This window comes from Nitratireductor sp. OM-1 (assembly GCF_003296175.1).
Lineage (GTDB): Bacteria > Pseudomonadota > Alphaproteobacteria > Rhizobiales > Rhizobiaceae > Nitratireductor > Nitratireductor aquimarinus.
Genome location: NZ_CP029208.1, coordinates 1,469,724 through 1,494,766, shown reverse-complemented (window position 1 = coordinate 1,494,766; position 25,043 = coordinate 1,469,724). Strand labels below are relative to the sequence as shown.

The window sequence follows — 25,043 nt, the reverse complement described above, 5'->3', positions numbered from 1 at the left end:
ACAAATTGGGGGACCGGGGGAACATATGAGATTCAAATCAATCGTCGTGGCTGCGGCACTGGGACTTGCAACCGCTCTTGCCGGGTGCACGACGGGTGGGCCTCTCAAGGTGTTCACCTCCGACTACGGTACGGTGAAGGATGCGGGCTACCAGCTGCCGCGCATTCCGATCAGCCAGGTTCCGCGAAAATATCATCGCCAGATCGTCTCCTACGAGACGAAGGAAAAGCCCGGCACGATCATCGTCGATACCAAGGACAAGTACCTCTATCTGGTGCAGGAAAACGGCAAGGCCATGCGCTACGGCATCGGCGTTGGCCGCGAAGGTTTTGAGTGGTCCGGCACGGCGCGCGTTGCGATGAAGCGCGAATGGCCCACCTGGACCCCGCCCGCAGCCATGATCGGCCGTCAGCCCGAGCTGGCGAAATGGCGCGGCGGCATGCCGCCCGGCCTGTCCAACCCGCTTGGCGCGCGCGCGCTCTATCTCTTCAACCGCAGCGGCGACACGGGTTATCGCCTGCACGGCACGCCGGAATGGCGCTCGATCGGCAAGGCAATGTCTTCCGGCTGCATCAGAATGATGAACCAGGACATCATCGACCTTTACAACCGTACCGAAATTGGTGCTAAAGTAATCGTTAAGCGGTAGTAACCGTCTCAGCAACAGGGGTCGGCCTTGGTCGACCCTGAAAAAAACCGGGCCTCAGAGCCCGGTTTTTTCGTATCTCTCCATCCTTAGCGCTTCGGATGCACAAAGGGCGCTCCAGCCGGATGAGGGGCTGACGCCGCGTATGAAAATCCCGCCATGTTGTGGGTTCGCGCAAGCTGGCGCTCGCCCCTCATCCTCACCTTCTCCCCGCACGCGGGAGAAGGGGCCTCGAAGACGGTGCCCGCAATTGCGCAAGAACATTGAATAAGGCGTTTTCGCTATTGAATCCAAACATCGTGCGAAAAAGAGAGCGCCAAGGAGGGGTCAGACGACCTGTTCGACCTCCCGGACTTCCGGCACGAAGTGGTGCAGAAGGTTCTGGATGCCGTGTTTCAGCGTCGCCGTGGAAGACGGACAACCGGCGCAGGCACCCTTCATGTGCAGGAAGACCGTGCCCTTCTCATAACCGCGGAAGGTGATGTCGCCGCCATCCTGCGCCACAGCCGGACGCACACGCGTCTCCAGAAGCTCCTTGATGGTGGAGACGATGGCCTCGTCGGCCTCGTCGTAGAACTCGCCATCCTCGGAGGCAGGCAGGCCCGGACCGCCCGTGGCCATGACCGGCTGACCGGACATGAAATGCTCCATGATCGTGCCGAGAATGGCCGGCTTCAGATGCTGCCAGTCGGGACCGTCTTCCTTCGTGACCGTGATGAAGTCGTAGCCGTAGAACACGCCCGTCACGCCGGGCACGGCAAAGAGGCGCTCTGCCAGAGGCGATGCCTCTGCGGCCGTTTCCGCCTGACGGAAATCGGCGGTGCCTTCTTCAAGAACAACACGGCCAGGCAGGAATTTCAGCGTCGCGGGATTGGGAGTCGCTTCGGTCTGAATGAACATTGTAACTTTCCGATCTGGCGTTTCTTGGAATAATTCTAAAATAAGCAGAAAGCCTGCCGCATTCAAGCATGCATGTGGCCAGACCGCCCTGCGCCATGCCGACGCAGAAAAGACGACCCGAACCGCTGAGGGAGCATCGGAACAGCCGAAGCCAGATCCATGTCCGGCCCGGTGTTCTGGAGCACATATGGGAAGCGCCCGCCCCTATGCCAGGCTTTCGATTTCCTCGTCGCTCAGATTCTGCGGCACGACCGTGACGGGAATCGGGAACGCGGCCGTTTTCCCGGCGATGGAGGAGACGAGCGGACCCGGCCCTTCCTTGGAACTGCCGGCTGCCAGAACCAGGATCGCAATGTCCTGATCCTCTTCGATCAGCTTGTGGATCTCGTCGGCCGATGCGCCTTCACGCACCACCAGTTCCGGCTCGATGCCGACCGTTTCGCGCACCTTGGTGGCGTGGGTGTCGAGCGCGGCGTTTGCCGTCGCGGTCGATTCTTCCCGCATGATCTGCTCGACGCCGAGCCAGTGCTGAAAATCGCCCGGCTCGATCACGAAGAGAAGGACGAGCGCGCCGCTGGTGGCCTGGGCGCGCCGCGCCGCATAGGCCACGGCCCGTTCGCATTCGGGAGTGTCATCGATGATGGCAAGGAACTTGCGGCGGTGCCCTGCCTCGCGGATCAGTCGCTTAGAGACCATTCACACGTCCTGTGTTGCAGGCGAGTGCCCCGCCCCATTCCGCGCAATCTGCCATCGCGAAAGGGTTTCGGCAAGACGATGCGTAAAAGGGGCTCACCCGTCGATGAGCCCGATGATTTCACGCACCATCTTCATGGTCGTCTCGGCCTTTTCGCGCGCCCGGCCCGCGCCCTCGCGCAGAACGCCGTCGATATAGGCCGGATCGGCCAGGATGCGGCGCATCTCGCCGGCGATGGGGGCGAGTTTGTCCACGGCGAGTTCGGCCAGAGCAGGCTTGAACTCGGAGAACTGGCGACCGCCGAACTCGGACAGCACGTCGGCCTTCGAGACGCCGGACAGCGCGGCATAGATGCCGACAAGGTTTTGCGCCTCGGGACGATCGGCCAGACCGTCAACCTCGGACGGCAGAGCCTCGGGATCCGTCTTCGCCTTGCGGATCTTCTTGGCGATGGCGTCGGAATCGTCGGTCAGGTTGATGCGCGACAGGTCGGACGGGTCCGACTTCGACATCTTCTTGGAACCGTCGCGCAGGCTCATCACCCGCGTGATCGCGCCTTCGATAAGCGGCTCGGTGAGCGGGAAAAAGCCGTTCACCTTCTCCTCGCCGACTTCCATCTCAACGCCATAGCCAAGCTCGGCAATGCGCTGGGAGAAGTCGTTGTTGAATTTCTGCGCAATGTCGCGCGTCAGCTCAAGATGCTGCTTCTGGTCGTCGCCCACCGGCACGTGGGTGGCGCGGTAGACGAGAATGTCAGCGGCCATGAGGCTCGGATAGGCGAGCAGACCAAGCGAGGCGTTCTCGCGGTCCTTGCCGGCCTTGTCCTTGAACTGCGTCATGCGGTTCATCCAGCCGATGCGCGCGACGCAGTTGAAGATCCATGCGAGTTCGGCGTGCTGCAGCACCTGGCTCTGGTTGAAGACGATGTTCTTCTTCGGGTCGATGCCGCTCGCCAGGAAGGCGGCGGTGATCGAGCGCGTCTGGTCAGCCAGATCAGCATGCGCCATGTTCGCGGTCAGCGAGTGCAGATCGACGACGCAATAGATGCACTCATGGCTGTCCTGCAACGCCACAAACTTCTGCAGCGCGCCCAGATAGTTGCCGAGGTGAAGATTGCCCGTCGGCTGAACGCCGGAGAAGACGAGCTCCTTGAATTCGCTCATGGATCTTTCCTGAATGCCTTTTGGAGCGCGAAAACCGCGCGCCTTGGCTTATGAACGACGCGAAACCGGCAATCAAGCCCCACGGGCCGATTGCGTTTCCGCACCACCGGCCGGAAGCGTCTTGCCGCGCGGCGCAAGCCCCACCAGAAGGCCCGTGCGGCCGGGCAGCCATTCGGCCGCGATGGCGAACAGGAAGGAGCCTGCAAACGTCGCGATCAGCACCAGCGCATATTCGGTCCAGACATCGAGCCCGAGCGGCAGCACGTAGTAAAGCGCCGCCACCACCACGGTCTGGTGTACGATGTAGAGCGGGAAGACCTTGCGGTTGAGCCATGCGACAACGGCGCTCGGCGCGTTGAGATATCTGGCCGAGAAACCGCACAGCGCCAGGATCATCGTCCATGCGAGCGCCATGAGCAGCGTCTTGAAAAGCGGCGTCATCGCCTCGTAATCACCGATGAAGAAGCCGCCTTCTCCCGTCCAGGAAAACAGGTAGAGCGCCACAGTCAGCGCCGTGGCGAGCGCAGCACTTCGCCAGCGCAGGGTGATTACATTGCCAATCAGCGCCTGATGATAGCGGGCGAAAAGGAACCCCAGCCCGAACCAGCTGGCCCAGACCGCAAACCACGCCCCGTCATTGTAGAGCGCATTGGTCTGGCGCGGGAAAATGGGCGACAGCGCGAGATTGAGCACGAGCGGCAGAAGGAAAAGCAGATAGACCCACCCCGATGCGGCGACCCGCTGGAACCAGTCATTCACCGGCTTCATGAAGGGCTGATCGATCAGCCGGAACACCGGATAGCAGACGAAGGTCATCGCCAGCAGATAGGCCACGAACCACATATGCGCCCATGTGAAATTGCCGTCTGGATATTTGCCTTCGGTGAAATAGCGCGTGAGCCAGAAGGTCAGGAACGAGCCCTGATAGCCATCTTCATACATGCGCTCATACCAGACCTGCGGCACGATGATGACGCACATGGCGAAGATCAGCGGCGGGAAAAGCCGCATGAACCGGCCCGTCAGGAAACCGAGATCATGGCAGCGGCGATAGACGAACCACGTGCCCATGCCCGACACGAAGAACAGGAGCGCCAGCCGCCAGGCGCGCGGGAACTTCATGATCAGCGACAGCGCGGCGCTGCCTTCCGGCGCTTCGATCAGCCATTTCATGTCCGGAAAGAACGCCACCGACGCATGGTAGACGATCAGCAGCATGAACGCCGAGACGCGCAGGAAATCGATATAGTAGAGCCGTTGCTGCATGCCTCTCCCCCGAAATGGCAAAGGCGATGCTACACGCACCGCCTTCGAATTCCGTTAATGAGAGGGATGAGCGGTCTTATGCGTTTTTGCGCCAGCGGCGCGCAACGCGGGCAAGCTCACTCCGGTCGATGCCGCCCGTGAGAAGGGCGACGCCGAAATAGGCGACCACCGCCACACCGACAATGGCGGCGACCGTGAGAATGCGCACGATCAGCAGATCGTGGCCGACGAATTGCGGCAGGGCCGCGAGCAGCGCCCACACGACGCCTCCCATCACCACGCTTGCAACCAGCATGAATGTGATCCGCCTGAGCGTGACGGGCGAAGGCCGGAAATCGCCCCGCCACCAGAGCGTCGCCGCCAGAAGCAGGACATTGACCCATGCCGAAAGCGCCGTCGCCCCGGCAATCGCCACATGGCCATAGACGGGGAAGAAAAGCAGGCTCGCCGCAATGTTGACCACGACCGTGACCAGCGAGAACCACATCGGCGTGCGCATGTCTTCACGCGCGAAGAAGGCCGGCTGAAAAACCTTGGTCAGCACATAGGCCGGCAGGCCGCTGGCAAAGGCGGCGAGTGCCGCAGCTGTCATCGCCGTGTCGATGGCGGTGAACTGGCCGCGCTCGTAAAGAACAGCGACGATGGGCGCCGGCATCACCATCAGCCCGACGGCGGCCGGCAATGTGAGCCCCAGCGCGAACTCCATCGACCGGTTCTGCAAATGCTGTGCGTCGGCCTGATCGCCGGCCTTCAGCGCGCGCGACAGTTCTGGCAAAAGCACCACGCCCACCGCAATGCCGATCACGCCCAGCGGCAGCTGGTTGATGCGGTCGGCGAAGTTCAGAAGGCCGATGGCGTTTTCCTGTGTGGAGGCGATGATCTGCCCGACCAGAAGATTGATCTGCATGATGCCGCCGGTCAGGAGCGCTGGCGCCATCAGCACCAGCAGGCGCTTGACGCCCGGCGTGAGACGCGGGCGACGCACCCGCATGGAATAGCCTGCCCGCCGCGCGCCTTGAATGAGGAAAAAGAGCTGCGCCAGACCCGACGCGAACACCCCCCAGGCAAGCCATACACCCGTCTGACGCGGATCGAACTCCCAGAAAAGTGCGGCCAGAAGAACGCCGATCAGGATCACATTGAGCAGCGTCGGCACCAGCGCGGCCAGAAAATAATGCCGCATCGCATTGAGGATGCCGGAAAACATGGCCACCAGCGACATGCAGAACAGATAGGGGAACATGATCCGCGTCATGACCACCGTCAGATCGAACTTCTCCGGCGACGCCGCAAAGCCCGGTGCGATGATGGTGGAGACCAGAAACGGCATTGCGAGCATCGCCGCCGCCGAAAGCGCCAGAAGCACGGTCATCAGAACGGCCAGCACATCTTCGCCGAACCGGCGCGCGGCCTCCACGCCGCCGCCCTCCATCTCCTTGGCGAAAAGCGGGATGAAGGCGGTGTTGAACGCGCCCTCGGCAAAGAGCCGCCGGAACAGGTTCGGAAAGCGGAACGCGGCGTAAAAGGCGTCCGTCACCGGGCCAACGCCGATGGCGGCGGCAATCAGCGCCTCGCGCGCAAAGCCGAGAATGCGGCTGGCCATGGTGGCGCTGCCAACGCTGGCGAATTTTCCGATAAGGCTCATGGATGGAAAGACCTGAAAATGGGGGCCGGACAGGGGCTGCAATTGGAACGATGGTGACGCTGAGATGCGCTGGCATGGCCCCTCGGGTCAAGCCCGAGGGTGACGAACGTCATGGGTGGCCTGTGCGGCACAGCATCCAAACGCCGGCAAACACCACCCCTTTTCGTCATCCTCGCTCCCTCTTCGTCATCCTCAGGGCTCCTGCACCATCCCGGACCACCATCATCAGCCCGGCCTTTTTCGCAATGGTCAGACGCTCTTCCTCACCCCGAACCACCTTCATCGTCCTCTGAGCTCCCGCGTCATCCCGGGCCACCATCGTCAGCCCCGGCCCTTTTCGGGCCCCTCAGGCGCTCGCCCTCACAGCCCCACCTTCGTCATCCTCGGGCCTGACCCGAGGATCCATGCCGGAACGCTGCTCCCGCCACCGCCCTGCAGGACAGCCCCCGCCACCACCCCGCTCATTCGGCAGCCGCCTGCGACTTGCCCTTTGCCGGACGCTCCACCCTGCTCTCCAGCGTCTTGAGAAGAGCCGTGCGGATAGCCTCCAGCCGGTCGGCGCTGACGATCTTCTGGCCCGTCAGATCGGTGACGTAGAACGTGTCGATGACCTTTTCGCCAAAGGTGGTGATGTGCGCCGAGGCAATGTCCAGCGACAGGTCGGAAAGCGTTTCGGTCAGTTCCGAAAGCAGGCCCGGCCGGTCGAGCCCCTTCACTTCCACCACGGAAAAACGGTTCGACAGCGTGTTGCCGATCTCCACCCGTGGCTGAACCCGGAAAGCCTTTGTGCCACGGCGCGGCTTTGCGCGCTTCTCGATCACCTCGGGCAGGTAGGACTTGCCGGACAGGACATCCTCGATGAGCCTGCGCACGCTTTCCGCACGCCGGCGCTCATCCGCATCGAAATCGAACTCGCGGCTGATCAGGATCGTGTCCAGCGCGCGGCCATGCGTTGTGGTGAAGATCTGCGCATCGACAATGTTCGCCCCCGCCGCCGAACACGCCCCTGCGATGATCGACAGGAGACGCGGATGGTCGGGCGCAAAGATGGTGATCTCGGTCACCGCCTCGAATGTGTGCGGCTTGACCATGGTGGCAAGCGGACGCTCTTCCTTCTCCGCTTCGCGGATGAAATCCGCATGGCGCAACTGGTCTTCGAGATCGACGGCGAGCAGATAGGCCGAGTAATGGAGGCCGAGATAGTCCTCGATCTCCTTTTCCTGCCAGCCGTTTTCGGCGAGCGCCGCAGCAAGCCGCAGGCGTGCTTCCTCGGCGCGGGTGGCGCGCGAGGCTTCCGAGAAACCGCCGGTCAGAAGCACTTCGGTTTCATAATAGAGCGTGCGCAGGAGCTGCCCCTTCCAGCCGTTCCAAACGCCGGGGCCGACGCCGCGAATATCGCACACGGTCAGCACCAGAAGCAGTTTCAGTCGCTCCACCGACTGCACCTTGTCGGCAAAATCCTGGATCGTCTTGCGGTCGTTCAGATCGCGCGTCTGGGCGACCATGGACATGTCGAGATGATGTTCCACCAGCCAGGCGATCATCTCTGTTTCCTTGGGATCGAACCCCATATGCGGGCACAGCCTGCGGGCGATGCGCGCGCCCGCGATCTCGTGGTCTTCGGGCCGCCCTTTGGCGATGTCGTGCAGAAGCACCGTGGTGTAGAGCACCTCGCGCCACGATTTCAGCGACGGCATCAGCGAGTGCGAGAGCGGATGCAGCTTCTCCCCGTCGCCATGCTCGATTTCCGAAAGCACGCCGATGCAGCGGATCAGATGTTCATCGACCGTGTAGTGGTGGTACATGTTGAACTGCATCATCGCCACGATCTTGTTGAAATCGGGGATGAGCTTGCCGAGCACGCCGGCCTCGTTCATGCGACGCATGTTGAGCGCGGGATCGCGGTCTGACGTCAGCACGTCCATGAACAGGCGATTGGCTTCCCTGTCGCGCCGCAGATTGCGGTCGATCAGCTTCAGCGAGCGCGTGAGCAGCTTCAGCGCCTCGGGGTGATATTCGAGCCCGTGCCGGTCCGCGAACCAGAACAGCCGCAACAGGTTCACCGGATCGCGCTCGAAAACGCCTTCATCCGCCACGTTGATGCGGTGATTGTCGACGATGAAATCGCTGGTGCCGGCGAGTTTGCGGCGCCGCCGCGAGAAGTTCATGAAGAAGCGGTTGAAGCCGGGCACATGCTTGCCCTGCTCCTCCTCCAGCGCTGCGCAGAAGATGCGCGTCAGGTCGCCCACGCCCTTGGCCGTCAGGAAGTAGTGCTTCATGAAGCGCTCGACATCCGAGAGGCCGGGATGGCTCATATAGCCAAGCCGCTCGGCGATATCGCGCTGAATGTCGAAATGCAGCCGCTCCTCCGCCTTGCCGGTGAGGAAGTGCATGTGGCAGCGCACAGCCCAGAGAAAATCCTCGGCCTTGCGGAACTGGAGATATTCCTTGCGGGTGAAAACGCCCTGCCCCACCAGATCCTCCGCGCGGCGCACGCGGTAGAAATATTTGCCGATCCAGAACAGCGTGTGCAGATCGCGCAGGCCGCCCTTGCCGTCCTTCACATTCGGCTCGACCAGATAGCGGCTTTCGCCCGCCTTGGCGTGGCGCAGGTCGCGCTCGGCGAGCTTGGCCTGGCTGTATTCCGCGCCCGTGTCCTTCACCACTTCTTCGTCAAAGCGCGTGACCATCTCTTCATAGAGAGGTTTTTCGCCACAGATGAAGCGCGCCTCCAGAACCGCGGTGCGGATCGTCATGTCGGTGCGCGCCTGGCGGATGCACTCATCGATGTTGCGAGTGGCGTGGCCGACTTTAAGCCCCATGTCCCACAGCATGTAGAGCACATATTCCACGATCTGCTCGCCCCAGGGCGTCTGCTTGTAGGGAAGCAGGAAAAGCAGGTCGATGTCGGAACCCGGCGCAAGCGTGCCGCGCCCATAGCCGCCAACGGCGACAATCGCCAGACGCTCGGCGGAAGACGGGTTCTGCATGGGATAGACATGCGTGGCGGCGAAGTGGTGCAGCTCGGTGATCACCACGTCCATCAAATGCGACAGCCGCGCCGCGCAGGCCGTGCCGCCGCCATCGTTCATGAGCATGGTTTCGGCCGCCTTGCGGCCTGCCGCGATGTGCGCCTTCAGCGTCGCCATCACCTTCGAGCGCAGCTCTGAGCCGCCCGTGTTTTCTGCAAAACCGTCCAGTTCGGCGCGCAATGCCGCGCCATCGACGATCTGATCGAGCTTGAGTGGAACCTTGGCCATGAGCATCCCGGATTGGCGGCGCTGTATAGCGTGTTTTCGCGCGCCGCGAAACGACTGTCAAAAGATGCGGTTGCAGCGCTGACGCCCTGCCGCTATGTCGCACGGGTTTCGCACACCAAGGACACGGGTTTCAAATGGAGCTTCCCGCCCCGCTGCGCCAGGCAGTCGACGCGTTTCTGGAAGGCACGTCGCTTTCCGAAATTCAGGGCGCTGCCCAGCGCCTTTCGAAGCGCTACCGCGCCGAAACCCGCGATGGCAGCCTGCATGTGGGCGATGCGCTCGCCGCCAAGGCCTATCTGGCAACCCGCCTGCCCGCCACCTTTGCCGCCGTGCGCCAGTGCCTTTCGGAAACGGCCGCGCGGCGTGAGGATTTCGCTCCATCGCGCCTGCTCGATGTGGGCGCCGGTCCCGGAACCGCGCTCTGGGCGGCCCGCGCCGAATGGCCGGAGCTCGGTGCGGCCACGCTGGTCGAAACCAGCCGTGCGATGCGTGACGCCGGTGCAAAACTGGCCGAAGCACTCTCCATCGACACGGACTGGCAGGCAGCAAGCGTGGAAGACGGGCTTGCGGACATCGCGCCGGCGGATCTCGTGACGCTCTGCTATGTGCTGGACGAGCTTGCCCCGGCAGCGCGCGATGCTCTGGTGGACCGCCTTTGGGCGCTGACCGCCGACACGCTGGTAATCGTCGAGCCCGGAACGCCAGCCGGCTGGCAGCGCATTCTTGCCGCGCGCGACCGGCTGACTGCTCTTGGCGGACACATTCTGGCCCCCTGCCCGCATCATGCGCCCTGCCCGGTGAAAGCGCCCGACTGGTGTCATTTCTCACGCCGCGTCGCACGCTCGCGCCTGCACCGCACCGCCAAGGGCGGCGAAGTGCCGTGGGAAGACGAGAAGTTCAGCTATCTGGCAGTTTCGCGCCATGCGCCCGACGACTGCCCCGACCGCGTGCTCGCCCCGCCGAAAACGGCCAGCGGCATGGTGCGCCTGAAACTGTGCACCAGCGACGGCGCACTCGACGAACGCCTCGTCACCCGCCGCGAAGGCCGCACCTTCAAGGCCGCCCGCAAAGCCGACTGGGGCGACGCGCTTTAGGGGCGCTGGAGGGGTTGGGATGCTCAGGCATGGATCCTCGGGTCAAGCCCGAGGATGACGATGGGAGGAAGCGGGACGCGGTTGCGCGAAAGATCGGGGTGTATGCGCTTGCCGACCTTCTTCCGCTGAGGTGATATTGCCCGGTTGAAACGGAGAGGTTTTCCGTGACCGGTTACGTCTACATGCTCGCAAGCCAGAAACGTGGGACGATCTATATCGGCGTCACCAATGATTTGGGGCGGCGCATCATCGAACACAAGACGGGCCGGATGCCTGGCTTTACCAGTCGATACGGTGTGGCCCGGCTTGTCTGGTACGAGGAGCACTTCGATATGCGCGACGCTATCCAGCGTGAGAAGTCATTGAAGCGCTGGTCTCGTCAGTGGAAGATTGAGTTGATCGAGAAATCCAACCCGGAGTGGAACGAGCTTTTGCGTGGATGGGGCTGGTCCTGACGCTTCGAAGCGCAGGGCATGGATCCTCGGATCGAGCCCGAGGATGACGAGCTTCTTTTAACGCCTATGCGCGGATGGCATCTGCCAGTAACCCGAAACCCGTCTCTTCGTCATCCTCGGGCTTGACCCGAGGATCCATGCCAGAACGCCACATGCCAGAACGCCCGCCCCGGCGTGACCTACTTCTGCGCAGCCAGCTGCTTCAGCCGATAGAGCGCGTCCAGCGCCTCGCGCGGGGTCAGGTCGTCGGGATTGATCGCCAGCAGTTCCTCGCCAACGCGATCCGGCGTCTTCGACGCTTTCGCTTCCTGCTTTGCCGCCACCGAGAACAGGGGCAGATCGTCGATCAGCTTCGATGCCTTGCCCGAGGTCTCGCCCTCTTCGAGCTGCTGCAGCACTTCGCGCGCCCGCTCCACCACCGCATGCGGCAGGCCGGCAAGCCGCGCCACCTGCACACCGTAGGAACGGTCGGCCGCGCCGCGTCCCACCTCGTGCAGGAACACCACGTCGCCCTCGAACTCCTTCACCCGCATGGTGACATTGGAGAGCCGTCCGAGCTTTTCGGAAAGCGCGGTCATCTCGTGGAAATGGGTGGCGAACAGCGCCCGGCAGCGGTTCTGCTCATGCAGATATTCAACCGCCGCCCAGGCGATGGACAGACCGTCGAACGTTGCCGTTCCCCGGCCGATTTCGTCGAGGATCACCAGCGCGCGCGGGCCCGCCTGATTGAGGATTGCCGCCGTCTCCACCATTTCGACCATGAAGGTCGAGCGGCCGCGCGCCAGGTCGTCGGATGCGCCGACACGGCTGAACAGCCGGTCCACCACGCCGATGCGGGCAACGGCAGCCGGCACGAAGGAGCCCATCTGCGCCATCACCGCGATCAGCGCGTTCTGGCGCAGGAAGGTCGATTTACCGCCCATGTTCGGACCGGTGAGAAGCCAGATCGCGCCGGCCTGCTCCTCACCCGTTGGCGACAGGTCACAGTCATTGGCGACGAACGGCTCGGCCAGCTGCCTGCGCAGCGCCTGCTCCACCACCGGATGGCGTCCGCCCTCGATGTGAAATTCGAGACTGTCATCCACCTGCGGGCGGCAATAATCTTCGGCCTCGGCAAGCGTGGCGAGCGCGGCTGAAACATCGAGCACCGCCAGTGCATCGGCGGCGGCGCGAATGGCGTCGGCAGCCGCCACGGCTTCTCCAAGCAGCTTCTCGAAGGCCGCCAGCTCGATCTGCTGCGCCCGGTCGGCGGCATTGGCGATGCGGGTTTCCAGCTCGGCGAGCTCGGTGGTGGTGAACCGCATGGCGTTGGCCATGGTCTGGCGGTGGATGAAGCGCGCCTTGGCCTCGTCCGTGCCGTTCATTGCCGCCGCGTTGTTGGCCGTCACCTCGATATAGTAGCCGAGCACATTGTTGTGCCGGATCTTGAGCGACTTGACCCCGGTTTCCTCCGAAAGCTGCCGCTCCATCTCGGCGATCACCCGGCGCGACTGGTCGCGCAGCGCGCGCATCTCGTCGAGTTCTTCATTGTAGCCCGCGCGGATGAACCCGCCGTCGCGCTTCAGAAGCGGCAGCTCATCGGAAAGCGCCCTGTCGAGATGGGCCGCGAAATCCATCGGCAGGCCGGCAATGCCCGAAAGCGCCCCGGCGATCTCTGCGGGAACCTCCCTGCCCTGAAGCAGCTCGGCCACGCCATGCGCCGCCTCAAAGCCGGAGGCAAGCGCGCCAAGGTCGCGCGGGCCGCCACGGTTGAGCGCCAGCCGCGAGAGCGCGCGGGCAATGTCCGGCACGCCTTTCAGAAGCCGGCGCGCATCGTCGCGCAGCCCTGCCTCGGACAGGAAGAAGGACACCGCATCAAGCCGCCCGCCAATCGCGTCCGGGTCGGTGAGCGGCGACATCAGCCGCTCATAGAGAAGCCGGCTGCCTGCCCCCGTCACCGTGCGGTCGATCGCCTTGGCGAGACTGCCATCGCGGCTGCCCGAAAGCGTGCGGCCAAGCTCCAGGTTTGCGCGGGTGGCCGGGTCGATGAACAGGCTCGCGCCCTCATCGTCACGCTCCGGCCGGCCAAGCGGCGGGCGCTCCGCCTTCTGCGTCTTTTCCACATAGGCGACCGCGCCCGAAATGGCCGAAAGCTCGGCGCGCGAGAACCGGCCGAACCCTTCCAGCGTCGCCACGCCATAAAAGCGCGTCAGGCGCATCTCGGCGGATGCGGAATCGAACATGTTTGCCGGCTGTGGATTTGCCGTCCGCCCCAGCACGTCGAACACCGGGCGGTAGGACTGGTCGTAATAGAGCGCTTCCGGCACGATCAGCTCGCGCGGGTCGATCCGCAGCACATCGGCCAGAAGCCGGTCGGGCCGCGTGGGCGCAACGCGGAACGCGCCGGTGGAAATGTCGATCCAGGCCAGCGCCAGGCTCTCATCCCCGCCCTTCACCCGGCCAAGGGCCATCAGGTAGTTGGCTTCTGAAGGATCGAGCAGCTTTTCCTCGGTGATGGTGCCCGGCGTGACCAGCCGGATCACATCGCGCTTCACCACCGATTTGGAGCCGCGCTTCTTGGCCTCGGCGGGATCTTCCATCTGCTCGCAGACGGCCACGCGATGGCCAAGCCCGATCAGCTTCTGCAGATAATCGTCGGCCGCGTGCACCGGCACGCCGCACATGGGAATGTCGTCGCCCTGATGCTTGCCGCGCTTGGTGAGCGTGATGCCCAGCGCCCGGCTGGCGATCTCCGCATCCTCGAAGAACAGCTCGTAGAAATCGCCCATGCGATAGAACAGCAGCGAATCGGGGTTCGCCGTCTTGATCTCGATGAACTGGGCCATCATCGGCGTGGCCCCGGCGGCAGCGGCCTGCATCGCCTTTTGGCGCATGGGCGTTTCGTCGTTCAAGGAAGGGCTCCCCGGCCTTTGCATTGGCTTTGTACTGGCTTCAAATCAACAGCTTCAAACTGCTTGGCCATTTACTGGGCAAAAGTGTAGCCTTATGCACCCGTCACTGGCAAAACTCCACAGAAAGCACATGCCAGAGCCCGTCTCCCGGAGGAAACACACCGACATGCCCGCCAGCAACAAGCCCGAACGTCAGGGACCGTCCGTCAGCCCGCAGGAAGCCCTCGACTTCCACTCCACCGGCAGACCCGGCAAGCTCGAGATCACGCCGACCAAGCCGATGGCGACCCAGCGCGACCTTTCGCTGGCTTATTCGCCCGGCGTGGCCGTGCCCGTTCAGGCCATTGCGGAAGACCCAAGCCGCGCCTTCGACTACACGACGCGCGGCAACATGGTGGCCGTGATTTCCAACGGCACGGCGATCCTCGGCCTCGGCAATCTGGGCGCGCTCGCCTCCAAACCGGTGATGGAGGGCAAGTCCGTGCTCTTCAAGCGCTTCGCCGATGTCGATTCCATCGACCTTGAGGTCGACACCGAAGACGCCGACGCCTTCGTGAACTGCGTCAAGCTGCTCGGCCCCTCCTTCGGCGGCATCAATCTGGAAGACATCAAGGCGCCCGAGTGCTTCATCATCGAAAGCCGGCTGCGCGAGCTGATGGACATTCCCGTCTTTCATGACGACCAGCACGGCACCGCCATCATCGCCGTTGCCGGCCTCATCAACGCGCTGCACCTCACCGACCGCGACATCAAGACGACGAAGCTCGTCTGCAATGGCGCCGGCGCTGCCGGCATTGCCTGCATCGAGCTTGCCAAGTCGCTTGGCCTCGCACCTGAAAACGTCTTCCTGTGCGACACCAAGGGCGTCGTCTACAAGGGCCGCGAGCAGGGCATGAACCAGTGGAAGTCGGCCCACGCAGTGGAGACCGACAAGCGCACGCTGGCCGAAGCGCTCGAAGGGGCGGATGTGTTCTTCGGCCTTTCGGCCAAGGGCGCGCTGACCCCGGCCATGGTGCAGTCCATGGCCAAGAACCCGATCATCTTCGCCATGGCCAATCCCGATCCGGAGATCACGCCGGAGGAAGTCGCCGAGATCCGCACCGACGCCATCATGGCGACGGGCCGCTCGGACTATCCCAACCAGGTGAACAACGTTCTCGGCTTCCCCTACATCTTCCGTGGCGCGCTCGATGTGCGCGCGACCACCATCAACGACGCGATGAAGGTGGCCGCCGCCGAAGCGCTGGCCGAGCTCGCCCGCCAGGACGTGCCGGACGACGTGGCCGCCGCCTATCAGGGCAACCGCCCGAAATACGGCCCCAACTACATCATCCCCGTGCCGTTCGATCCGCGCCTCATCTCCGCCGTTCCGGTGGCCGTGGCAAAGGCCGCGATGGATTCCGGCGTTGCCCGCCGTCCCATCCTGGACATGCAGAAATACACGAACGAGCTTTCCGCCCGTCGCGATCCGCTCGCCTCCACCCTGCAGCGCATCTACGACCGGGTGCGCCGCCAGCCCAAGCGCGTGGTCTTCGCCGAGGGCGAGGAAGAACAGGTGATGCGCGCCGCCGCGTCCTATGTGAACCAGAAGCTCGGCACCGCCATTCTCGTCGGGCGCGAGGAGCAGATCCGCGAGACCGCGCGGCACGCGGGCGTGGACCTTTCCAAATCCGGCATCGAGATCATCAATGCGCGGCTTTCGCGCCGCAACGCCATCTATGCCGACTATCTCTATGAGCGCCTGCAGCGGAAGGGCTATCTCTTCCGCGATGCGCAGCGCCTGATCAACAACGACCGCAACCACTTCGCCGCCACCATGGTGGCGCTGGGCGATGCGGATGCGATGGTGAGCGGCGTGACCCGCAACTATTCGACCGTGCTGGACGATGTTCGCCGCGTGATCGACGCCCGCCCCGGCCACCGGGTCATCGGCGTGTCGCTGGCGCTGTGCCGGGGCCGCACCGTGCTCGTGGCCGACACGGCGGTGCACGACATGCCCAATGCCGAAGAGCTGGCCGACATTGCCGAGGAGGCCGCAGGACAGGCCCGCCGCATGGGCTATGAGCCGCGCGTGGCGATGCTCGCCTACTCCACCTTCGGCCACCCGCCGGGCGAGCGTTCCGACCGTGTTCAGGAAGCGGTGAAGATGCTCGACAAGCGCCGGGTCGACTTCGAATATGATGGCGAGATGGCCGCAGACGTGGCGCTGAATTCGAGCCTGATGCAGCAATATCCGTTCTGCCGCCTGTCAGGCCCGGCAAACGTGCTCGTCATGCCCGCCTTCCACTCCGCCTCCATTTCCACAAAGATGCTTCAGGAACTGGGTGGCTCCACCGTCATCGGCCCGCTTCTGGTGGGGCTGAACAAGTCGGTGCAGATCGTTCCGCTGAACGCGAAGGATTCGGACATCGTGAACATGGCGGCGATTGCGGCGTATAACGCGGCGGTTTGAGGGAAAAGGAAGAAGAGGCTATACTGCACTGCCGCGTCTCATCCTAAGACGACTTAGGATGAGACCGGACCTTCAGCCGGCATCTGCCCCCTCTTCTTCCTCAGCTATCCGTTCGCTCTCAGCGCTAATACCGTCTTCCGTGGTAGAAATCTCTCTTATCCTCGGCGCAGAAGGCTGCCATGCCTTGATGCGTTGGCCAGCGCGTTCGTAAAACTCAGGAACCAGTTTTTCTATATCGACTATGAAATTCTTCCTCTGCCCAAACCGCCCCGCTAGGCTGCGAACCAGACAAATTTCCAAAGTATGCAATTGAGCATTCGGCCTGTCTTGAGAAATTACATCTGGATTTTCACGCAGAGTTGCTAAAGCGTGCTGAGTATAAACCCCCGGACCGGTCCAGTGCAGACGAACGAATAAGTCCTCAGGCGCTTCATTGTTCAGTTGACGCAACAGCCAGTTCAACCTTGCCGTAGATTTCACTTTATCGGCGGGAGCGCGCACCTTCATTGAAGCTGTAACTGTTTTCGTTTTCAGGTCGACGCAGAAATCCAAGGCTCCAGCAGCATCTCTTATATCCCAAGAAGTGAGTATGACGCTGTTCTTACTCAATTCCTCAAGATCTGATTTAAGCCGCGCTTGGCTATCATTCCGGTGGACACGTGGAAGACGTGTAGCGACTTGAACCCCGATCTTTCGTGACAGTATCAATGAGAGATCTCGCGCTTCTTGATACCAGGCATCGATGACCTCTTTGGCAAGTGGCGAGCGATGTGAAATCGCACTTCCATTTGCGACCGACTGCACCAATTCAGTCCAAGCGGCCGGCATACTGTCGAAGCCTTTCACACCAGCGCTATCGTGCGTTAGAAAACGAGCCAGTTCTACGAGAACACCTTCCTGGTCCTCATCTGCGACCTCGTCGTTCTGAAGCAAGAGATCAACCTGTGTGAGAATGTGCATCCAAGACCAGTGATAGAGTGCCACCTTAGACACGGCGCGCCTTGAGACGGGCACTGGATGCTCGTTAGGAGCGGGAGTAAATTGATTTGAAATTGTGATGACAGCATCAACATCATTGGTGCGAGCTAACTCCAGATATCGCTCCAGTTGATTTGGGTTGAGCTCCGCATTCCCGACCTTTGCTTCGACCAGGGCCTTCCATTCACGACGCCCTACTTTGAGAACGATCAACCCATCCGGCCTATCGCCTTTGATCTTCTCATCCTTCTTGAAACACACTTCAGTGTAGCAAATGACCCGAGCCCGCGACCCCGCGCGCTGGCCGACGGTGGAGAGCATCGCGCGCCCGAACTCTTGGACATGCGCCAAACATGCCAGCACAACTGAAGTCGTTCTTCCTTCCTTAGAAGTATCTGAAAGAACGGGGAATAATCGCGCCTTCTCGCCTTTTACGAGATATTCTGGAATCGAATTCATTAAATCTCCCCCTAAGTCACCCATCGCAATACTGCTGTGAGGGAGTAAAAATCGCAAGCGCCTTAGCGAAAGGTGCTTCTTGATAATTTAAATCGCAACCCAAAATGCGAAGACTGCCTCAACGCTCGGCAAGGCAGCCTTTGCAAAAGTAAAGTGCGAATAATAGCTCGTAAAATATTATTATCCGGCAAAAAGCCAATCCGAAACTCAAGCAGCAAAACGCTGCGCTTCGGCCCCGTAGTAATTGATATACCGGTCCGAGATCGCCTCCACCGGCAGGACCACGAACACATCCGTGGTGCCGAAATCATGGTCGATCACGCAGCCATCGCCGAAGCGCGCGCCGAGGCGCAGATAGCCTTTTACCAGCGGCGGCATGGCGGCAAGTGCGGTGCGCATCTGGATGGCTTCCTTCGGCATCAAATCCATCGGCGCATAGCGGCTGGCCACGGCGCGCACATGCCAATCGGCCTCCACCTGGCAGAAATGCCCGAGGAAGGAGAGCGCCTCCGCATGGGCGGCCGGCACCACGCCGGGGAACGAAGCGCAGCCCATCATCACGTCGATGCGCTTCTTGCGGCAATAGGCCCAGATGCCCTGCCACAGAAGCTCGATGGTGCGCTTGGTGCGATAGGCCGGCAGCACACAGGAGCGGCCAAGCTCCAGAAAGCGGCGGCCATCATGGCGGGCCATCAGCGTTTCGATGGCGAACTCGTCTTCGGAATAGAACTTTCCGGCCCGGCGCGCGCCCTCCGGCGTCAATAGCCGGTAAGTGCCCACGATCCGGTCCACATCTTCGCCCGGAAGCGTGGTGTCCAGCACCAGAAGATGGTCGCAGACGGCGTCGAAACCGTCCATGTCGCGCTCTTCGGCCATGCCGCCCTGCGGCGCGCGCGCGCCCATCTCCTCGTAGAACACGCGGAAACGGATGGTCTGGGCGGCGGCGACTTCCTGCTCGCTGCCGGCAAGGCGCACTTCAAGCGGCCCGATACGGCCGAGCAGTGCACCGTCGGCGCCGTCAAGCAGCGACGCTGCGGCCCGATCATTCAAAGAGGTCTGGTTCAGCGCGATGCCCTGCATTGCTCTTACTCCTCCGCGTGGCGTTGACGCTGAAATACTGCTCTGCTGCGACAGAACTGTGACACTAAAGCATCGGACCGAAAAGTGGAATCCGGTTTTCGGCCATTCCGATGCTTCATCATTATTTGTGATTGTCCTTCGTGCGTCCGCATGAACACACGACGATCTGGCGTCGAGGTCGTGATTCACGAGAGGCAGGTATCAGACCACCGCGTGCATATCCAGTGCGGTGAGCAATTCATCCGGGTCCAGCGGCTTGGTGACGAACCCGTTGGCCCCGTGCGCCAGTACGCCATGGCGGGTTTCTTCCTGCCCGTCGGCGGTCAGAACGAGGATCGGCAGCGGCGCGAGGCCCGTTTCCTCCTCATGCCGGCGGATCGCATTGATGGCGTCCAGCCCGTCCATCACCGGCATGTGCAGATCCATCAGAACGATGTCGTAGCGCGCATGCGCCTCATCGTTCACCGCTTCCACCGCCTCGCGCCCGTTCGACACGATGCGCACCCGGTGGCCGGCCTTGCCGAGAGCGGCGCGCGCCAGCATGGCATTGATCTCGTTGTCCTCGGCCACGAGGATGTTGAGCCCGTTCTTGCGGTGCGCCTGGCGGGGCGCGCTGCCGGCCTCTTCGCCCGCATCGGCCACGGGCCAGGCGATTTCGCCATGCGCGCTCAGAAGCTGGCGCACCAGCGTGTTGCAGCGCACCGGGCGGGCGAGGAAGGCTCCGTAGCCACTGGCGCGGAAAGCCGCCAGACGCCCGCGCTCCGAGGGCGTGATCAGGGTGAGCGCGCGCCCGCCGCCCACGCCAAGCCCATGCAGCCGGGTGATCAGCGCGCCATCGTCGCTTTCAAGCGAGGCGTCCACCAGAACCGTGTTGAACGGCGCGCCGCCATCTTCGGCCAGCCGCGCCGCATCCTCTGCGCTGGCGGCAATTGCCGCGCGCCCGCCATGGACGCGGATCGTCATGGCGATGGTCTCCGCCTCCTGCGTGAAGGGCGAGAGGATGACCGCGTTCACCTCTTCCAGAATGGGCTCCACGCGCATGCCCTCATCGTCGCTCTCGCCAAGCGGCAGGAGCACGGCGAACTCCGAGCCCTCGCCCGGCGTGCTGGCAACGGTGATGGAGCCGTTCATGGCGTCGATGATGCGCTTGGTGATGGCAAGGCCAAGCCCCGCGCCGCCATGGCGGCGGGTCGAGCTGCCATCCACCTGCTCGAAATCCTTGAAGATGCGGTTGATGTCGTCCTTTTCCAGGCCCGGCCCGGAATCGGCCACCGCAATGCGCAGCGCCGGCTGGCCGTTCTTCTCCGCCCGCGTCACCGCCACGGTCACGCCGCCCTCATCGGTGAACTTGACCGCATTGCCGAGCAGGTTGAGCAGCACCTGGCGCAGACGCCCCGGATCGGCCGTGATCGTCTTCGGCAGGTCGGGCGCGATGTAGCAGCCAAGCCCGATATCCTTGGCGAAGGCGCGGGCCGCCAGAAGCTCCACCACGTTCTCCACCATCTCATGAACCGAGAGGCGGCGCGGCTCCAGCTCCAGCCGTCCGGCCTCGATCTTGGAATAGTCGAGCAGATCCTCGATCAGCGCCACCAGCGCGCTTGCCGAGGTGGAAACCGCCCCCACATAGGTGCGCTGCTCGGGCGTCAGCTCCGTGTCGGCCAGAAGCGTGGCCATGCCCATAATGCCGTTCATCGGCGTGCGGATCTCGTGGCTCACCGTCGCCAGAAAGCTGGATTTCGCGCGGCTCGCCTGCTCGGCCCGTTCGCGGGCGTTGATCAGCGCCGTCTCGGCCCGTTTGCGCGCCGTGATGTCGCGCGCGATGGCGCGGTGCGAGACCGAGTCCGCCTTGTCGTCACGCACCGAATGCTCGATCCACGAATACCAGCGAATGCCGTTGCGCGTGTGGATCGCCACATCGGTGGAGCTCAGGCATTCGCCATCGGAAAAGGCAGCGTCCGGCACGAGGCCGATATCGATGCCAAGCTGGCTAAGCGTGTGCCCCATCAGCGAAGACGGATCGCGGCCCAGCAGGTCTGCGAACACCCGGTTCACATAGACGATGCGGCCACCCCGGTCGCGATGCACGATCAGATCGCCCAGCGCGTCGACAAGCCCGTGAAAGCGCTCTTCGCTTTCGCGCAGCTCCCACATGCGGTCCGCCAGATCTTCCAGCTCGCCACGATTGACCGCTTCCTTCTCCGCCAGTTCCGAGACAAGCCGGCGGTCCATGGTCGAGGCGCGGAAGGCCACCGCCAGCGCTATGCCGCCCAGGATCACCAGCATCATGCTGATGAGCGGCGAAGCGCCCGTCAAATGGCTGAGCCCGGCAATGAAGATGATGGCGAGCCCGACCGCGACCTCGCCGTAATGCGTCTGCACCGGCAGCGTCAGCGACACCGGCGCGAGCGCCGGCGGCTTGATGCGGATCCGTTTGCGTGGCTTCGTCTCTGTCGCGAGCTTCTTCGCCGGCTTTGGATCGATTATGTGCTTCCCCGCCCTTTTCATGGCCGCGACTTTACGCGACGGGAATTACGGAAGCTTTTGGCGGATCGCTCGCATTTTAACGGTTCCGCGCCGTTACGGCATCTCCACCACCACCCGGCCGCGCACCCTTCCTTCGATGATGTCTTCCGCCGCCGAAAGCACGTCGCCAAATGGGATCACGCTGGCGATGGAGCTGAGTTTCGCATGGTCGAGTTCGGTGGCGATGCGCCGCCAGGCTTCCAGCCGCAGCGCTTTCGGGGCCATCACGGAATCGATGCCCAGCAGCGACACGCCGCGCAGGATGAACGGCGCAACGCTTGTCGGCAGGTCCATGCCCTGCGCCAGCCCGCAGGCCGCCACCGCCCCGCCATAGGAGGTCATCGACAGCACATTGGCGAGCGTGTGGCTGCCCACGGCGTCCACGCCGCCGGCCCAGCGCTCCTTGCCAAGCGGCCGGGCGGGGCCGGAAAGCTCCTCCCGGTCGATGATCTCGGCAGCACCCAGTTCCTTCAGATAATCGGCTTCGGAGGCCCGCCCCGTCGAGGCGATCACGTGATGCCCCTGTCCGGCAAGCAGCGCCACGGCGACAGAGCCGACACCGCCGGCAGCGCCCGTCACCACCACCGGCCCGCGCTCCGGCGTGATGCCGTGGCGCTCCAGCGCCATTACGCACAGCATGGCCGTGTAGCCGGCTGTGCCCACCGCCATCGCATCCTTCGCGCTCATGCCGTCGGGCAGCGGCACGAGCCAGTCGCCATTGACCCGGGCGCGCTGGGCATAGGCGCCGTAATGCGTCTCGCCCACGCCCCAGCCATTGAGGATGACGCGGTCGCCTTCCTTCCAGTCGGGATGGCTCGATGTCGTGACCGTGCCGGCAAGATCGATGCCGGGAACAAGCGGAAAGCGGCGCACCACAGGGGCCTTGCCGGTGATGGCGAGCCCGTCCTTGTAGTTCACCGTGGTCGCTTCGACGGCAATCGTAACGTCGCCCTCCATCAGGTCGTCTTCGGAAAGCTCCGTCCAGGCAACGGATTGCTTCTTGTCTTCATCCCGCGAAATCAGAACCGCTTTGAACGTCTCCGTCATCACTCACTCCGGCTGGTTACGGTCTTCAATGATGAGAGAGAGTGCGGCGCGCGGGGCGCAAGGTCAATCCGGGCGCGCCTCACCGCCTGAGCGGCCCGGGCGCCCGCGCCGCCAGTCGAGAAACTCCTCGAGGATCACAAGCCCCGCTCCCACGGTGATGAAGACATCCGCCAGATTGAAGATCGCAAACGACCAGACCGGCGTGTGGAAGTAGATGTAATCGGTGACGAAGCCGAGGGTCAGCCGGTCAATGAGATTGCCCACCGCGCCGCCCAGAATGAGCGCGAAGCCTAGCCGCGCCCAGGTCTGCGAAGCGCCGGTGCGCAGCGCCAGATAGCCGATGAACAGGATCACCCCCGCCATCACGATGCTGAGCCCGATGCCGCTCATGCCCGAGAACATGGAGAAGGCGATGCCGGTGTTGCGCGAATGCAGAAGCGAAAGGAACGGCAGAAGGTCGATCCGCTCATGCAGCGGCATCATCGTCTCGACCAGTTCCTTCACCACCTGATCGGCAAGCGCAAACAGAGCAATCAGAAGGCCGTAGAAACCGATGCTGCGCATGCTCATGCGCCCGCCCTTTCCTCAAGCGGCAGCGCATCGCGCCGGATCTCGTAGAGCATCACGCCCGTCGCCACGGCGAGGTTGAGCGAATCCGCCCGCCCCGCCTGCGGAATGCGCACCAGCGTGTCGCAGCTTTCCGCCAGCACGTCCGGCAGGCCCTGCTGCTCATTGCCCATCAGGAGCAGCACCGGCCCCTTCCGGTAATCGACGGTGCGGTAGTCGACCGAGCCCTTCAGATGCGTGCCGACCACACGGCCGCCAAACCCCTTGCGCCAAGCAAGAAACGCATCCTGGCTCGCGCGCACGATCGGCACGGCGAAGATGGAGCCCATGGTCGCGCGCACCGTCTCGAAGGAGAACGGGTCGGTGCAGTCGCCAACCAGGATGATGCCCTTTGCGCCAACGGCGTCGACCGTCCGCAAAACCGTACCCAGATTGCCCGGATCACGCACCCGGTCGAGCGCCACCCACACCTCGCCATCGGCCGGCTTCACGCTGGCAAGCGGCGTCGTCTTCTGCTCGAAAACGCCCACCACCATCTGCGGATTGTCGCGCTTGGTTACGGCCGACATCACCTTCTCGCTGACGATCAGCACGAGGCCGCCGGCAGCCACGGTGCGGGCGGCAAGCCGCTCCACTGCTTCATTGCCGCGCCCCGCCTTGGCGTAGAGCAGTGTGCGGATCGTCCAGCCGGCGTCGAACGCGTCGATCACCAGCTTCTGCCCCTCGGCGATGAAGGCGTGTTCGCGGTCGCGAAACTTCTTCTGCGCCAGCGCGCGAATGTCCTTGATGATCGGGTTGGTCAGGCTGGTGACTTCCTTCACCTGGCCCGGCCTGCGCCGCTCGTTCTCATGTCCGCTCATGACGCCACCCAGCGCGAAAACAGCGAGGTCGACAGGGCCCGGCCCGCCGATTGCTCGCGAATGATCAGTTCACCCGATTCCACCCGACCGCCATAGCCCGCAAATGTGTCACGCATCAGCGCATGAATGGCAAAGAAGGAAGAGCGGATGGAATAGGCCGTCAGCACCACGGCCAGCGGCTTCGGCGTCAGGATCGAGCGGCAGAGATCCGCCAGATAGGGCAGATCCTCGAACAGCTGCCACACCTCGCCCTTCGGTCCACGGCCATAGGCCGGCGGGTCGAACAGCACGATGTCGTAGCTGTTGCCGCGCCGCGCCTCGCGTTCGGCAAACTTCACCGCGTCTTCGCAGATCCAGCGGATCGGCTTGTCGCCGAGCCCGGCCATTTCCTGATTTTCCCGTGCCCAGCCAATCGCCTTCTTGGAGGCATCCACATGGGTCACTTCCGCGCCGGCGCGGGCGGCCACCAGCGAGGCAAGCCCCGTATAGCCGAACAGGTTCAGCACCTTCACGGGACGGCGCGCCTCGCGCACCAGCGTTTCCATGTGTGACCAGTGGGTCGCCTGCTCGGGGAAAACGCCCACATGGCGAAACGAGGTGAAACGGCCCAGATAGTCGATCCCGTCATGGCGCATGGGCCAGGTCTCGCCCAGCGGCTCCTTCGGAAAGCGCCAGCGCCCCATGCCCTCTTCATCCGTGTCGCCGGTGAAGATGGCGTCGGCCTTCTGCCACTCGGCCGGACCGAGTGCGGGCTGCCAGATCGCCTGCCCCTCAGGGCGCACAATGCGGTAAGGACCGTATTGCTCGAGCTTCTGCCCGCCGCCGGAATCCAAAAGCGCATAATCGTCATTGGGCAGCACTTCGAGAATGACGGGCAAACGCTCGTCAGGAAGCTTGCCCTGACGGCGCGGCGGCGCGGGGCGTGAATTGGGTTCGGACTGGCCCTGCGTCTTCTCGCGGGGGGCCGTCTGTTTTTTTGGGCTGCGCCGGTCATCGTTCCGGCGCTTGGCGCGCGCAGGCTTCAATCGGGTCTCCGCCAATGAGCTATAATGCCCGCGCTTCT

18 protein-coding genes are annotated in these 25,043 nt (G+C 63.2%); 4 read left to right on the top strand and 14 right to left on the bottom strand.

Annotated elements, in window-relative coordinates:
- Positions 1 to 25 precede the first annotated feature (25 nt).
- Complete coding sequence (locus DEJ54_RS07130) at positions 26 to 649, top strand: L,D-transpeptidase (RefSeq protein ID WP_113153957.1); 624 nt, start codon at positions 26 to 28, stop codon at positions 647 to 649.
- Between the two features lie 324 nt (positions 650 to 973).
- Here the strand turns inward: DEJ54_RS07130 and DEJ54_RS07125 are convergent, their stop codons facing one another.
- The 6 genes from DEJ54_RS07125 to DEJ54_RS07100 form a co-directional block, all read right to left on the bottom strand.
- Positions 974 to 1,546, bottom strand: coding sequence for a NifU family protein (locus tag DEJ54_RS07125; protein ID WP_113153956.1), 573 nt, complete (start codon positions 1,544 to 1,546; stop codon positions 974 to 976).
- 204 nt (positions 1,547 to 1,750) lie between these two features.
- Positions 1,751 to 2,242, bottom strand: coding sequence for a universal stress protein (locus DEJ54_RS07120; protein WP_113153955.1), 492 nt, complete (start codon positions 2,240 to 2,242; stop codon positions 1,751 to 1,753).
- 93 nt (positions 2,243 to 2,335) lie between these two features.
- Positions 2,336 to 3,403: a tryptophan--tRNA ligase gene (trpS, locus tag DEJ54_RS07115; RefSeq protein ID WP_113153954.1), complete on the bottom strand. Its 1,068-nt coding sequence runs from the start codon at positions 3,401 to 3,403 to the stop codon at positions 2,336 to 2,338.
- A gap of 72 nt (positions 3,404 to 3,475) precedes the next feature.
- Positions 3,476 to 4,669 carry an acyltransferase family protein gene (locus DEJ54_RS07110; protein WP_113153953.1) on the bottom strand — a complete coding sequence of 398 codons (1,194 nt, stop codon included), beginning with the start codon at positions 4,667 to 4,669 and terminating at the stop codon, positions 3,476 to 3,478.
- Positions 4,670 to 4,745: 76 nt separating this feature from the next.
- Positions 4,746 to 6,314, bottom strand: coding sequence for a murein biosynthesis integral membrane protein MurJ (gene murJ / locus DEJ54_RS07105; protein ID WP_113153952.1), 1,569 nt, complete (start codon positions 6,312 to 6,314; stop codon positions 4,746 to 4,748).
- 461 nt (positions 6,315 to 6,775) lie between these two features.
- Positions 6,776 to 9,574: a [protein-PII] uridylyltransferase gene (locus DEJ54_RS07100; RefSeq protein WP_113156139.1), complete on the bottom strand. Its 2,799-nt coding sequence runs from the start codon at positions 9,572 to 9,574 to the stop codon at positions 6,776 to 6,778.
- A 134-nt stretch (positions 9,575 to 9,708) separates the two neighbouring features.
- Between DEJ54_RS07100 and DEJ54_RS07095 the strand changes: the two genes are divergently transcribed.
- Both DEJ54_RS07095 and DEJ54_RS07090 read left to right on the top strand, forming a co-directional pair.
- On the top strand, positions 9,709 to 10,668 hold the full coding sequence (locus DEJ54_RS07095; protein WP_113153951.1) for a small ribosomal subunit Rsm22 family protein: 960 nt from the start codon (positions 9,709 to 9,711) through the stop codon (positions 10,666 to 10,668).
- A gap of 164 nt (positions 10,669 to 10,832) precedes the next feature.
- Complete coding sequence (locus DEJ54_RS07090) at positions 10,833 to 11,123, top strand: GIY-YIG nuclease family protein (RefSeq protein WP_113153950.1); 291 nt, start codon at positions 10,833 to 10,835, stop codon at positions 11,121 to 11,123.
- A 179-nt stretch (positions 11,124 to 11,302) separates the two neighbouring features.
- Here DEJ54_RS07090 and mutS read toward each other — a convergent pair whose 3' ends face one another.
- On the bottom strand, positions 11,303 to 13,996 hold the full coding sequence (gene mutS / locus DEJ54_RS07085) for a DNA mismatch repair protein MutS (RefSeq protein WP_113156138.1): 2,694 nt from the start codon (positions 13,994 to 13,996) through the stop codon (positions 11,303 to 11,305).
- Between the two features lie 184 nt (positions 13,997 to 14,180).
- Here mutS and DEJ54_RS07080 point away from each other — a divergent pair, with 184 nt between their 5' ends.
- On the top strand, positions 14,181 to 16,466 hold the full coding sequence (locus DEJ54_RS07080; RefSeq protein WP_113153949.1) for an NADP-dependent malic enzyme: 2,286 nt from the start codon (positions 14,181 to 14,183) through the stop codon (positions 16,464 to 16,466).
- A 72-nt stretch (positions 16,467 to 16,538) separates the two neighbouring features.
- Here the strand turns inward: DEJ54_RS07080 and DEJ54_RS07075 are convergent, their stop codons facing one another.
- From DEJ54_RS07075 to DEJ54_RS07045, 7 genes are all read right to left on the bottom strand, one after another.
- A complete protein-coding gene (locus tag DEJ54_RS07075) occupies positions 16,539 to 17,903 on the bottom strand; it encodes a hypothetical protein (RefSeq protein ID WP_162742227.1) in 1,365 nt (454 codons plus the stop codon).
- Positions 17,904 to 18,110: 207 nt separating this feature from the next.
- Complete coding sequence (locus DEJ54_RS07070; protein ID WP_113153947.1) at positions 18,111 to 18,983, bottom strand: GNAT family N-acetyltransferase; 873 nt, start codon at positions 18,981 to 18,983, stop codon at positions 18,111 to 18,113.
- 201 nt (positions 18,984 to 19,184) lie between these two features.
- Positions 19,185 to 21,488 carry a PAS domain-containing hybrid sensor histidine kinase/response regulator gene (locus DEJ54_RS07065; protein WP_113153946.1) on the bottom strand — a complete coding sequence of 768 codons (2,304 nt, stop codon included), beginning with the start codon at positions 21,486 to 21,488 and terminating at the stop codon, positions 19,185 to 19,187.
- A gap of 72 nt (positions 21,489 to 21,560) precedes the next feature.
- A complete protein-coding gene (locus DEJ54_RS07060) occupies positions 21,561 to 22,553 on the bottom strand; it encodes an MDR family oxidoreductase (RefSeq protein ID WP_113153945.1) in 993 nt (330 codons plus the stop codon).
- 63 nt (positions 22,554 to 22,616) lie between these two features.
- A complete protein-coding gene (gene lspA, locus DEJ54_RS07055; RefSeq protein WP_113153944.1) occupies positions 22,617 to 23,123 on the bottom strand; it encodes a signal peptidase II in 507 nt (168 codons plus the stop codon).
- Positions 23,120 to 23,980 carry an RNA methyltransferase gene (locus DEJ54_RS07050; RefSeq protein WP_113153943.1) on the bottom strand — a complete coding sequence of 287 codons (861 nt, stop codon included), beginning with the start codon at positions 23,978 to 23,980 and terminating at the stop codon, positions 23,120 to 23,122. The genes lspA and DEJ54_RS07050 overlap by 4 nt, the downstream gene beginning before the upstream one ends.
- Positions 23,977 to 25,005: a class I SAM-dependent rRNA methyltransferase gene (locus tag DEJ54_RS07045; protein ID WP_113153942.1), complete on the bottom strand. Its 1,029-nt coding sequence runs from the start codon at positions 25,003 to 25,005 to the stop codon at positions 23,977 to 23,979. The genes DEJ54_RS07050 and DEJ54_RS07045 overlap by 4 nt, the downstream gene beginning before the upstream one ends.
- Positions 25,006 to 25,043: the final 38 nt, after the last annotated feature.